This is a genomic window from Roseivirga sp. (assembly GCF_034669765.1).
Lineage (GTDB): Bacteria > Bacteroidota > Bacteroidia > Cytophagales > Cyclobacteriaceae > Roseivirga.
Map to the genome: position 1 here is coordinate 348065 of NZ_JAXMOQ010000004.1, position 13094 is coordinate 361158.

Consider the following 13094-nt stretch of genomic DNA (forward strand, 5'->3'; position numbering starts at 1 on the left):
TTAACCTTTTGAACTCAAATACTCATTCAACTGTTGGCTTGAGCAATATGATAGAAGAAAGCCAACACTGCGACCCAGAAACAGGAGAATGTTCTCCAGCCGATTTAGGAGAACTTAGGTCTCAACCAGAAAAAATAACGGATAAAGAAATCATTTATGTGGGAGACCCAATGTGTTCTTGGTGTTATGGGATCTCAAACCATTTAAAAAGGCTAAAAACAGAGTACTCACAATTCAAGTTTTCTATTGTTGTTGGTGGTCTACGTCCGGGAGGTGGAGAAGCTTGGGACGATCAAATGAAATCCTTCCTGAGGCATCACTGGGAAGAAGTGACCGAAAGAAGCGGACAACCATTCGGCTATTCACTATTCGAAAAAGACAACTTCAATTATGATACAGAGCCTCCTTGTAGGGCAGTAGTAGCTTCACGAAAATGGATGAAAGAAAATGACTTAGAGTTTTTTGAATCCGTTTCAAGAAAGTTCTATGTAGATAATGAAGATCCTTCCGAAGGTGAGTTTTACCGTTCTATTTGTGAAGAGTACAACATTCCATTTGATGAGTTTCTCAAAGATTTTGAGGGCGATGAAGCCAAATATAAGACGCACCAAGAGTTTCAACTCAACCGTCAATGGGGCGTAAAAGGTTATCCAACGGTACTATTCAAAAGCAAGGATCAGCTTTATCAAATCAATCACGGTTATACTGAATTTGAGCAAATGCAGTTCGTAATTGAAAAAATACTTAGTGAAGAAGCTAATTAATAGTCTCCATATCCCGATTCAGACATAAAAAAAGGCCGCTCAATGAGCGGCCTTTAAAATTTATATCAATGAGTTTGAGTTATCTCCAACCTCCATTTGATGCATTCACACCATCCGCAGCATCAGGTCCACCATAAGTGTAGAACGGACGAGCAACTCCCAACGTCTCCAAAATCTGAGGAGCAACTGGTAAGTGAAGGAAAGTTCCAGACTGTAATAAGTCTCTTTTTCTCATTTCATAGAACTGGATACCAATACTAGTAGACATCAACTCAACATGTCTCTCATGATGAATAGCGTCTACAATCGCAGTCATAGTAGGTGCCACTGGAGTCATTTCACCCCTTGTTACACGTGAACCACTATTGATAATTAGGGCCGCTCCTGGTAAATCTGCAAGGTGAGCTCTCGCTTCAGCTCTAATCAAGTCATTCTCTGCTTTCAATAGTTCTGGCATATCACCAAACCAACCAGCAAGCAGGTAATCATATCTGCTAAATCTATAGTTAGAGAAATGATAGTAACCTCTTTCAACACGGAAAGGAACTGAAGATTTGTATTCAAAATCGGTAGTTAACCTTTTATCCTCAGGAGTAGTAGACTCTGGTGGAAAAGGGAAACTTGGATCATCATCCCAATGTGCAGGCTGATCGTTGTCCATCATATTGATGACTCTCATATCAGTTTGTCCCCATCCTGGGTAAGATGAATAAACCCAGAATTCATTGATCCAGTTTGTATATCCGTCACCTTGAATAATAAAGTCTTCAGTAACTCCATTATCAGCATAGGTCTTAGCCTTTGCCCAATCAACAGCCGCATCTTGTGCCGCATTTCTTGGAGCATAAACCACCAAGCGAGCAGCAAATGAATTAATCAACTTTTTGAAATCATCATTGCTCAATGGTTCAGCTGTGTTCATCCATTCTGCTGGAATTACAAAAGAATTTCCTGACAATGCGATAGCTTCGTCTAGTTTAGTTAAAGCAAAATCAAGAACGTCTGTGTACGGGAAAAACTCTGCGGCAGCAATATCTTCTGCAGTACTATTTTCGTCCACAATAAACCCTTTGTCATAAGTTAAGCCAACATAGCCTAAGCTAATACCTTGGATAAATTTAGACCAAGCTCTAACAAGATTATTGTCTTCACCGTTATTTCCGATGTCTAAACCACCATCCATTACTTGTAGAATTGTATTAGCGGTAGATGCTCCTTCATACATGTTTCTGTACATGTAGTTAGAGTTACCTGCATAGCTATATGCTGGCTGGTTATCCCAAGCTTTTCTAGGCTCCCATGATTGATCTCTCATACCAAAGTTACCCCAAGAACAAGTCAAGTTATCGGCAGCTGTGGCAAGTAAGTGTGAGATACTGTTTGTATAATGTGTACCACCATACCATGTAAGGAACATACCTGAAGCAAGCGTTTTCACATCTGAATCAGACGCCAATACCTTTGCCGTATCTGGGTTATTTAAGTTCTCGACTTCTAAGTCGTGACAAGCAACACCACTGACCAAAAGGAAGGCCAATAAGAATCCTTTATATATTATTTTTTTCATATCAGTTTAGTTTTAGAAATTAAGTGATAGAGATAAAGCATAATTTCTGAAGTTAGGATAAGTACCTGTACCATCCACCGGGTTTCTAATAGACCCAACTTCAGGATCATATCCTGAATAGTCTGAGAAAGTAACCAAGTTACGTCCAATAGCTCTCAAAGAAGCCCCTTTAAAGGCATCGAAACCAAAGAAACTCTGAAGTTGAGTAGCTGAGAAAGTATAACCTAAAGCTACCTCTCTTAGTTTCACAAAGCTAGCATCTTCAACCCAATAAGAGTTGTTTGAGTTTACATCGTAAAAACCTTTGTAGTACTCTAGTGCTTTCTTCTCAGAATCAGCTTTACCAAATTGATCCATGATGCCATTTCTGTCATCTCTAGTTAACCATTGTGATTTTCTGTTATAAACATCACCACCTTGTTTGATATCTAACAACACATAAGCTGTGAAGCCCTTATAACGAACAGTGTTAGAGAAACCAGCGTAGAAATCAGGGTTGCCATCACCAATTTTAACAAAAGCATCAAGCCCGTTTTGATCTTTCAATTTAACAGGAGCCTCATTAACTGTTCCTTGAGAACCAGCTGGAACTACATAACCTTCATTGTTTACTTCATAATCAGAAATGTTATCACCTTCTGGTAATTGCTGTGCCATCTGATCTAAAGATTTAACCCACGTATTTCCGTAAATTGAACCGTAGGTTTCACCTTGTTTCACATAGAATAATCCATCCGTTCCGAAAGTATATGGAGCAATAGGAAGCTCAGTTACAGTTTGTCTTGTTCTAGAGAAAACTAGATTTGCATCCCAAGTTAGGTCTTGATTTTTAATCACATTCACACCTAAATTAAGTTCAAAACTATTTGATTCAATAGTACCAGCATTCTGATATTGGTTACTAAATCCACCTGCAGTAGGCAATAATCTCACGCTCAAGAATTGATCAGAAGTTACAGAGTTAGCATAGATTGCTTCAAGAGTAAACCTGTTCAAGAATTCAGCATTAATAGCGATTTCACTTTCAGCAGTTCTAGATGGCTTAAGGTTTTTATTACCTAAAGATGAAGCAGAAGCAATACCATTACTTACGCTGTAAGTTTCATATTGCCAATCAAAACCAGGTCTGATACCAGCAACACCATATGCTCCTCTAATCTTCAATTCTTGAACATTAGGGATATCTAAATCTTCTGTAATTCTATATCCAGCAGAAAGTCTATAGTAGTTATTCCATCTTTCATTTTCACCAAACAAAGAAGAACCATCTATACGGAACATCCCATCAAACAAAATTTTGTCTTTGTAATCCAAAGAACCGATAAAGAAATAGTTTGAAGCAATAACTTCTTGCTGATAGTTTGAGGCAGATAAGTTGGCTCTAGGAATAGCAGACAAAGTAGGTAGATCTCTGATACCGAAATCGAAACCACTAGCATTCACATCCTGTCTTTTACTATTCTCATACAGGTAAGAAATTTTACCTTTTGCAGTAATATCGCCAAATCTCCCGTTAAGGTTCATTGTAGTCTGTACTTGCTGAACATTTCTTTCAGAAGTGTTGTCACTTATAGAACCCAAAGAATAAGTAATACCTAGTGGATCCGTTCCACCCAAGGTCCAAGTATCATAAGGTGAATATGAACCTGAGCTAATCTCTCTAAATTCAGTAGAATAACTTGCTTCAAAGTTAATCCAAGAAGCCAAATCCATATTCAATCGGTAGTTACCAATGATTCTTTTCTCTTCATATTTATTTTCAGTTTTGAATGTGCTGTAAAGAGGGTTAGTCTCATTAGACCAGTGATTATGTCTGTAATAGTATGGCTGACCATCTGGGTTCGGTAAGAATAGGTCGTTGTCAGGCTCTGCCAATACAATATTGAAGAAGATACCGCCACCGCCACCTGGGCTGTTCTGTTTAGAGTTTGCAATCAAATTAGAAGCTGAAAATTTCAACCAATCATTGATTTGGTGGTCAATATTCAATCTAATATTCTGACGTGTAAAACCATCCGTGTTAGGGATAATACCAGTTTGCGCATTGTTCTCAAACGAAATAAACGCATTTGTTGTAGCATTACGCGTAGATACAGCTACATAGTTCGTGTGGTTAGAGCCAGTTTTGAAAAACGCTTCTTGTTGATCAATGTTTCTTCCAAAAGGATTGTCCATATAATGATCCGCGTCAAAACCTCTATTACCCACAACGTCAGGGCTATAGCCACCAACATAACCAGCAGGATATGTTACACCTGCATATTTAGTAAACTTGTCAAAGCTTGCGTAATCAGGCGCCAAAGTAAATGCGTGGTGCGTAGCTAGGTCAATTGTTCTTTCTAGCTGCTGCCATCCAATCTCATTTCTTACCGTAATATTAGTTGTTCCAATATTTTGGTTATTACCACGCTTAGAAGTGATTACGATTACTCCATTACCAGCCCTAGAACCGTATAATGAAGCGGCAGAAGCACCTTTTATAACTTCGTAAGACTCAATATCGTCAACGTTAAGATCAGAAAGTCCACCTTCAATGATAACTCCATCAATCACCACCATTGGACTAGAACCAGCGTTCAAGTTGTTATCAGCTCTTAGCTGAATACTTGCATCGTTACCAGGGCTACCACCAGCAGAGGATATTCTAACCCCAGCTACTTTACCTGCTAGTGCGGAACCTGCAGAAGTTGCAGGAGCTAGACTTAAACGCTCAGCGTCTATCTTGGCTACCGTAACTGTCAGTTTCTTCCTAGGAGTACCAGCGGCCACACCTGAAACCACAATTTCACCCAAATCAGTAGCATCTGGGTTTAATTGAATGTCAATTGTAGTCTGTGTTCCGATTTGAACTTCTTGAGTAACATATCCCAAGAATCTAAAGATAAGAACTCCATTTGCTGGAGCAGATAGTGAATATGTACCATCTGGTTGTGTCGCAGTACCCGTAGTGGTACCCTTTATTATAATGTTGACACTAGGAAGCCCTAGGCCAGTTTCATCAGTTACTTTTCCCTTGATCTCGCGATCTTGTGCAGTCGCAAACAGGGAGACAAGCACTGACATCATGAAAGTCAGTAATACTCTCTTCATAGTTAGTAGTTTTAGTAAAAAATTATTTTAGTAAATAATTCGATTGAATTACCAAATGTAAAATAAAATATGGTCAAAGAAAACCCTGACGATATTTTTTAACTCATTAAAAGCATATAAGAATATTTTATTCTACCTACACTTGAGTCAGGTTCAGAATTTGATGGATTTTAAATTGACAGAAAAGGTATTGAATTGACACATTATTGAATAATTAAAATTCACTTTTGTGTTTTTACTTTATTTATTTTATTTACAGAGATAATACAACTTGAAGTTTAACCTAAATCTTTATTATGAAAAAAAATCAATACGTAAACAACTAATAAACAGCATATTAAAGAAATAACGCATGGCATAATAACTATAATAAATCAAAAATCAGGAGACCTAAAACTCTGACTGAATGATTCTTATGGCCCTATAAGTCGGCAATAGAAAATTAGATAATTTTAAGACATGAAAATAACAAAAGTGGGATCCACTTATAGAAATAAGAAAAAACAAATAATTTATCTAGATAGCTCTAAATGTAAGAGCGATAGCAACAAAAAAGGGCTTTCCATATGAAAGCCCTTTAACCAAAACATTTGTGTGTGTACTCAATTAATCTTTCACGTATCGAACAGCCATCTTAGCAGTTGTGGATATTTTACCGTGAGTATATCTTAATTCTCTGTTTGGTACAGAGATGTAATTACCAATCTCCTTGTTTGAGGATTGAGTCCAATAAAATCCTACTTGATTTCTACCAATCATTCCCATCAGTGGATCCTCATAACCTTCTGATTCAAAATTAAATAAATAGTATTCTTCAGGTATTATCTGATTTGGGTCAGATGAAAAACCTGTCCTTTCAAGAAGTTTAATCCATTCCTCACTTGTAGGAAGTCTCCAGCCTGTAGGTGCAGACACTTCAGCTTCTTGATATGACATCTGCTTTGATATCCCTTTAAAGTTAGCGGTCATCCAAACTACATCGTCAAACTCTACAGTCGAGTAAGCCATTCCGTTTCTCCAGTCCACCCATTTATCACCCGGTGTCCATTCATTATTAATATCTGGGCTCAGAGACACAAACTCCTCAGGAGAATTAAGTAACCCATCTATTGGAAGTGCCAAAAGCGATGTAATGAATGCTAATACAAGGAGTGTTTGACGTGTTTTCATAACCATTATTTAACTACTCAAGTTAGTTGGTGTCTATAGTTGATCTATTGAGGTAATTCGCAATATTAATTTTAGGTGATTTCATTAGTTCACTAGGTTTTTTACCTAGCCCAGCTTTAGACTCCACATTAAACCCAAATCAAAACTCATAAACCCGTCACTCCTACCTAAACCTAAATTAAAAGACAAGTCATCTCTGATAGCATATGCCCCTTCTATAGTAGGCTGGACTGTTAAAAATCTACCATCAAAAAGCCCTATTTTCAAACTAGGTAATACAGTAAATTTGGCTTGGGGGTTAATCGCATACTGAAAATATGTTCCAGAAAATGTCTTTTGTCCTTCCTCTGAGTTATCAAAACTCTCCAATCGTGTATACCCAACCTTCAATCGTGACATATAATCTACCCCCATCCTGATTCCGTACTTCCATCCGTAAACAGTTCTGTTTGCTGATGGTGATACTTCGAGATTATATTTAGGAGTACCTTCATGCTTCTGAAGCGATTGAGAAGAAACTTCCAAGCATATAAAACTCAGAATAAAAATGACTATAATTTTCATGTCTTTGGTTGCTATGAGGTAAAGGTAACTAATGACCAAAGTGATAATGTATGACAAAAACGAATTGAGCTAATTAGGTTAAACCACTAACGCAATAGGTATTTCTCTTATAGGTATTTCTCTTAATAGTCAGAAATCCTTTGAGTACACAGTCAATTTTCAACAGCTAACTTCATTCAATGATAATCAAAAAATTTGTAAAACATAAAGTCGGTAAGAAGTCAATCGCGTGTTTGCTATTTCTTTTCCATGATCAAGTACTCGATTAGGGGAGAATGCAAAACTCATTTAGGGAAGTGATTATTTTCGATATCTTTTTAAAAATCGTAAAATGTACTATTTAGTCCCTATTTAGATGTCATAGACCTTCATCTAAATCAAGTAAGGTGACCACTCTTTTAAAGCCGTTCTTCGCTGATTGTCAATGGATTATTACTCTTCTATTATTATAATTTGGCTCTGCCAATTCCAATTATAAGGGAGTAAGATTTGTGGTAAAAAAAGACACACTATTTTGGTAAGTGAATAAAAAAATGGAGTTCACCTCAATAATCTTCTTCAGATCAACCTTAACCGGGAGCAATAAATACTCATCGATATTTTTATTGGGTAAATATTTCTTTGATAAAGATTGATATATCATGTGGTGCGGGTTCATCCCCGCCAAAGTAAGGATAGAGTTTATAGTACAAACCAACCTCACAGTTTGCCCCCCTTTCAACCTCCTGCTTCATTTCTCCGTTTAGGAGTAGATAAAACTTGTCATCCACAATTTGAATTTGATAATGCACCGTTTCATCAATAGCAATATCTCCCATGTGGTGATACCCCACTACTCCATTTGTATATGCATATGAAAAAATCTCCACCAAGTCCTTCTCCAGACTATACCTCCAGCCAAACCGCACACTATTCTCATGATGCAAGCTATTACAGTCTGAAAAACCAAATAGCTTATTGATATCTTCTTGATTCTTATTGCCTAGATCATAGCGCACCGATTTATCAAACCGTGCTGTAAAATCTAGCATATCTGACTTTAAAGTTCCTGACTTATCATTAGGGAAACCACCCAACCTCCTGCTCATATGCTGCCCTTTTGGCAAAACATACTCCACTTCTTTTTGCTCATAAATATCTGAACATGAGTAAATTAAGCTCAACAGCACTATAAACATTATCATGCCTCTTATATTACTATATTTTTTATTTATCGAGTATGATATCATGACATAAAAAGCTGTTTATTTGGTTTGTGTTAAAAGAAATCTGTACACATATACCTTCTTTTAAATAATGGATGTTTAGCCTACTATTATAATGAATATTGATAAATCTCGCTCCCCACTACTAGATAATCTAATTATGGCAGCCTCCTTTAGGTTTTTCAACCAACTCTATTCGAGGTGGTAAATCAAATATCAACTTATAACCATCTTTCCTATGAGGTTTACCTGGTTCTTGATTTTCTTCAGTATACTTAGGCCTGAACTCAAGTTCTGACGTGTTTAAGCCATTCAAATTAAAATATATTTTATCTAGTTTCCTCATTGGTTCCGCTTTTTAATAAATATTCCAAATGAATTTCAAACCAAACCCCTCTTTCTCCCCTACACCATATTCCAAACCAATTTTCCAAGATTCATTAAGGTCAACCCTGACTTCAGCGGCAACAAATAGTTTTTGAATCTCACAATTATATGTACCTAATCTCACTGAAGGGCCAACTTCTATATAGCTTCCAATAGGTAACATCAAACTACTTTGAACTCCAGCAAAACGATCGTCCATGTATCGTTCATGAAAATCATAGTCCCTAGTATGAAAATAGCTGATATTGAACACCTCTTTAAAGTTGATTCCTATTTCATACCCAAATAAGCCTCCCCCATAATTAAAGTAGGTAGGTGCTACCTGAATGGTAAAGGGCTTTTTTTCCTTTTCGTAATAAAAGTCCTGAGAAAAAACTGGGCTTCCGAGTATGAGCAAAAACGCAATAATCAATAACCTTTTCATGACTTTACAGATTTATTGTTCTGTAATCTAAAGGTCAAAAGAAACCAGCCTATTTTTATGGGTCAGTTTCCTAATCTGAAAAATGCATAATTTGCTTATCTCTATTAGGTATTAGAGTAGTAATAAAAAGTAGGTGATTCTCCTCTAATGATACTAGGTGAAAGCCTGACCCGAATTATAAATTCACTTAATTGTTCCGGAAGTTTACCTAAATCCCTTTTCACCAACTCATTTAAAACTCTTTAACAGCCATTTCTTGTTAGAATGAGTTTGACACATTATAACACCTCTTTTTCTATCTCTCCATTTGGCAGAAGAGAAAACTTATCATCCATAATTTGAATTTGGTAATGTGCTTTGTCTCCAAAAACAAAAGCGTCCATATATTGATAATCAGTAACCCATTTGTGTGTATATGAAAATATCTCTTCTAAGCCCTTTTTAATAAAATACGTCCATCTAAACCTTATGCTGTTTTCAGGGCACAAACTCTTACGGTCTGAAAAACCCATTAACATCTTCTTGACTCTTGTTTTTAAGATCCTAACGTACTGACAAATGCCAGCATATCTGACTTTAATATCCCGATTCTTCGGTCTGCCAGGCCACCTACCTTTCTAGTGATATGTTCCCTCTTGAATGAGACACTCAACCTCTTGTTGTTTGTAGTTGCTCGAACTAATGAACAATATCATGAATGCCGATAAACACCTCATTCTATTTCCCTTCTACTTATTACATCCTATAACGTTACACAAGAAGCCATTAAGTGGGTTCCGCTTTGAAGGAAGGGAGTTACCATACTGAAGTTTTCCTTCTCTATCACTACGCTCTCCAGAAAGTAGCGTTGATTGCTTTAGGAGAATATTTTCCTCAACACTTGTATTATTATCTCTTTCTATCAACTGCTCATCTGAGTTGCTTACTACTTCTGTTCGAGGCGGTAAATCAAATATCAGTTTATACCCATCTCTGTCATCAGGGGCTTCAGAACGCTGATCATTCATATCACTTTTGGCTATTCTTCTCATGCCTCGAAGACTAAGAAGATCCGACTTGAAATATAACCTACTTTGCTGCCCCATGCTTCTGTTTTTAAGACATGTTCCAAATAAATTTCAAGCCAGCACCCCTCTTCTCACCCACTCCGTATTCGAGTCCCAGTTTCCATGAGTCGCTTAAATCAAACCTAGCCTCCGCAGCAACAAACACTTTTTGTGACTTTGAATTAAATTTGGCCAACCTTACTGATGGCCCAATCTGCATAAAGTCTCCAATTGGCAACATCACACTACTTTGAATTCCAGCAAAACGATCATCCATATATCGTTCACCAAAGTCATAATCTCTAGTATGAAAATAACTCATATTAAAAACCTCTTTGAAATTGACTCCTATTTGATATCCAAACAAACAACCTCCATAGTTAAAGTAGGTAGGTGCTACCTGAAAGGTAAAAGACTTCCTTTCTTTTGCCTGATGATAAGTTTGAGAAAAACCTGTATTACTCATTAAGAGCAAAAATGTAATGACCAATAACTTTTTCATGACATTCAGATTTATCTTTTGTATTCCAAAGGTCCATGGAAGTCCGTCCAATTTTATGGGTCAGTCTCCTAATATGAAAAATGTCTATTTTGCTTACCCCTATCAGGTATTGAAGTAGTGATAGCATGTAGGTGATCTACCTCTATTCGCACTAGGTTAATACCTAATACGAATTCTAAATTCACCTATATTACCTCCGCGATTTATCTAAAACCTTTCTCATCACCACCATTTAACAATCTTTAACAGCCATTTTTTAGCAAGGGCTTGACAAACGGTTAACCTAGACGTCTAAGGATTGCTATATTTGTCGATTAGCTAGAAAACACATGACTTGGTTTAAATCTATAGGAACAACAGAAGCCATATTTATTGGGCTTTTTCTTGCTGCCTATCTCGCATACATTTTCCGTTTAGCAACAATTGCCAAAAGATTGCAAACCAGTTATAGGCCATTATTGCTTAAGGTATTGCTCCGAACTTTGGCCTTTGCATTGATCATCTTCTCACTTATGGGGCCATCCTTTGGCGAAACAACCAAAGAAGTGAAGTCAGAAGGTAAAGACATTTACATTGCTGTAGACTTGTCTCAGTCAATGAATGCACAAGATGTTGAACCATCCAGGCTTTCAAAACTAAAATTTGAACTTAATAATATTGTTCAGGCATTTAGCTCTGACAGAATCGGTTTGATAATATTTTCATCCGAAGCCTTTGTTCAATGCCCTTTAACTTATGATCAAAGCGCAATTAATTTATTTATCAGCACGTTAAAAACTGACTTGGTACCCAATGCCGGAACTGACTTTAGCGCTCCGTTAAACATTGCATTGGAGAAGCTTGATCTAGCTGCAGAAGGCCCTATTACTCAACAAAAGTCGAAGATCATTTTAATGATTAGCGATGGAGAAGATTTTGGTGATGAAACCGACAAAGCAGCCAAAGATGTTGTAAATACAGGAGTAAAACTCTTTGCCCTGGGTGTTGGTACAGAAAAAGGTGCTAAAATCCCAGAGGGTCGCTCGTTTAAACGAGACAGAAATGGACAAGAAGTAATAACAAAGCTAAACTCTGAATCGTTAAGAAAGCTGGCAGCTGATACTGGAGGAAATTATTTTGAAATTAATGAAAATCAAAATGATGTAAAAAGACTAATAAGAGCTATCAATGAAGTAGAGGGCGAAGTCCGCGACACTCGCCAAATTGATGCTTCTGCCAATAAATTCTATTACTTTCTAGGAGCGGCTATTTTACTACTCATCTTAGATGCACTAATAAGAAGAAAGACATTACGCTTATGAAATATTTAATTACGCTCATTTTAGTATTCACCAGCATTACCGACCCAGTAACTCGGATTGCTAAATCTAATGCACTGAAGAAAGAGGCCAAGGAATTTTATGACAAAGAGAGCTATGAACTAGCGATCTCTTCCTATGCGAGCCTATTGGACTCAATGATGATTCTGGATGAAGACGCCCGTCTCAATATGGCTAACGCTGCCTATTTCTTGGCTTACGGGAATAATGAGCTCCTAGGAGTTTTAAATGAGGCCTCAGAAAACCCAGATAATCTTGATGAAAGTGCCGTGGGTATGGCCAGTGAAGGTTTGAAATATGCAAGTATTGCAAGTAGTAATTATGACGAACTATCTGGTAACGCAAAGAACAATGTGATTGCCTCTAGTGCCTTTAACCAGAAAGGAATTATAGCCTATAAAAGAAGTGAGGCTGCCAAAACGGAAGAAAAGAAATCTTTAACCGATCAGGCTTTAAACGATTTTAAAAATTCCTTAAGAAAGAATCCCGAAAACGAATCCGCTAGGTACAATTACGAACTCTTGAGAAAGCTGATAAGAGAGCAAGAGCAACAAGAGAAAGACAACGAAGACAGTAAAGATCAAGAACAGAAGGAAGATCAGGAAAAAAAGGATCAAGAACAGAAAGACAAAAAGGATCAACAAGAGAAAAACGATCAAGAAAAGAAGGATCAAGAAAAGCAGGAAAATAAAGACCAAGAAAAAAAGGATCAACAAGAGAACAATGAAGAGCAAGATCCGAATCAAGAAAAACCTCAGGAAAAAGACCCCCTTGAAAAGCTAAAAGAGAAGCTAGAGGAAATGAATATGAGCCCAGAAAAGGCTCAAATGATTTTAGAAGCCATGAAAAATAATGAGGTTCAATATGTTCAACAGAACAAAAGGAAGGCTACTAAGAAAAAAGACTCAAGTAAACCAGATTGGTAGAGTGCTAAGCAGCATAATATCTGATTTCTGATAATCATTGTGTGGCCTGCCGCCAAAGTAAATCTTCTTGATTAATTTCAATACATCAATTTAGCAATCAGCAACTTGAATGATTGCTCTAAGTTAGAAA

The 13094-nt window shown here is 37.0% G+C and carries 13 protein-coding genes; 3 read left to right on the forward strand and 10 right to left on the reverse strand.

Translation table 11 applies throughout. The annotated features are described in order from the left end of the window. The first annotated feature begins 8 nt into the window (after positions 1-8). Positions 9-764, forward strand: a complete 756-nt coding sequence (locus tag VOI17_RS10250) for a DsbA family protein (protein ID WP_323757157.1) — start codon at positions 9-11, stop codon at positions 762-764. A 79-nt stretch (positions 765-843) separates the two neighbouring features. On the opposite strand, the gene VOI17_RS10255 is transcribed toward VOI17_RS10250, so the two are convergent. The 10 genes from VOI17_RS10255 to VOI17_RS10300 all read right to left on the reverse strand — a co-directional run bounded on the left by VOI17_RS10255 (position 844) and on the right by VOI17_RS10300 (position 10719). Continuing rightward, positions 844-2331: a hypothetical protein gene (locus VOI17_RS10255; protein WP_323757158.1), complete on the reverse strand. Its 1488-nt coding sequence runs from the start codon at positions 2329-2331 to the stop codon at positions 844-846. A 12-nt stretch (positions 2332-2343) separates the two neighbouring features. After that, positions 2344-5421 carry a SusC/RagA family TonB-linked outer membrane protein gene (locus tag VOI17_RS10260; RefSeq protein WP_323757159.1) on the reverse strand — a complete coding sequence of 1026 codons (3078 nt, stop codon included), beginning with the start codon at positions 5419-5421 and terminating at the stop codon, positions 2344-2346. Between the two features lie 606 nt (positions 5422-6027). After that, positions 6028-6591 carry a hypothetical protein gene (locus VOI17_RS10265; protein ID WP_323757160.1) on the reverse strand — a complete coding sequence of 188 codons (564 nt, stop codon included), beginning with the start codon at positions 6589-6591 and terminating at the stop codon, positions 6028-6030. Between the two features lie 105 nt (positions 6592-6696). Next, positions 6697-7155 carry a hypothetical protein gene (locus VOI17_RS10270; protein ID WP_323757161.1) on the reverse strand — a complete coding sequence of 153 codons (459 nt, stop codon included), beginning with the start codon at positions 7153-7155 and terminating at the stop codon, positions 6697-6699. Between the two features lie 602 nt (positions 7156-7757). Then, a complete protein-coding gene (locus VOI17_RS10275) occupies positions 7758-8243 on the reverse strand; it encodes a hypothetical protein (protein ID WP_323757162.1) in 486 nt (161 codons plus the stop codon). Between the two features lie 271 nt (positions 8244-8514). After that, positions 8515-8706, reverse strand: a complete 192-nt coding sequence (locus VOI17_RS10280) for a hypothetical protein (protein ID WP_323757163.1) — start codon at positions 8704-8706, stop codon at positions 8515-8517. A gap of 12 nt (positions 8707-8718) precedes the next feature. After that, on the reverse strand, positions 8719-9171 hold the full coding sequence (locus VOI17_RS10285) for a hypothetical protein (RefSeq protein WP_323757164.1): 453 nt from the start codon (positions 9169-9171) through the stop codon (positions 8719-8721). Positions 9172-9449: 278 nt separating this feature from the next. After that, on the reverse strand, positions 9450-9683 hold the full coding sequence (locus VOI17_RS10290; RefSeq protein ID WP_323757165.1) for a hypothetical protein: 234 nt from the start codon (positions 9681-9683) through the stop codon (positions 9450-9452). Positions 9684-9899: 216 nt separating this feature from the next. After that, positions 9900-10202 carry a hypothetical protein gene (locus tag VOI17_RS10295; protein ID WP_323757166.1) on the reverse strand — a complete coding sequence of 101 codons (303 nt, stop codon included), beginning with the start codon at positions 10200-10202 and terminating at the stop codon, positions 9900-9902. Positions 10203-10266: 64 nt separating this feature from the next. After that, complete coding sequence (locus tag VOI17_RS10300) at positions 10267-10719, reverse strand: hypothetical protein (protein WP_323757167.1); 453 nt, start codon at positions 10717-10719, stop codon at positions 10267-10269. 329 nt (positions 10720-11048) lie between these two features. On the opposite strand from VOI17_RS10300, the gene VOI17_RS10305 reads away from it, so the two are divergent. Both VOI17_RS10305 and VOI17_RS10310 read left to right on the forward strand, forming a co-directional pair. After that, a complete protein-coding gene (locus VOI17_RS10305) occupies positions 11049-12020 on the forward strand; it encodes a vWA domain-containing protein (RefSeq protein ID WP_323757168.1) in 972 nt (323 codons plus the stop codon). Further along, positions 12017-12964 (forward strand): hypothetical protein, encoded by a 948-nt coding sequence (locus VOI17_RS10310; protein WP_323757169.1) that lies wholly within the window; start codon positions 12017-12019, stop codon positions 12962-12964. Before VOI17_RS10305 ends, VOI17_RS10310 begins: the two co-directional genes overlap by 4 nt. Positions 12965-13094: the final 130 nt, after the last annotated feature.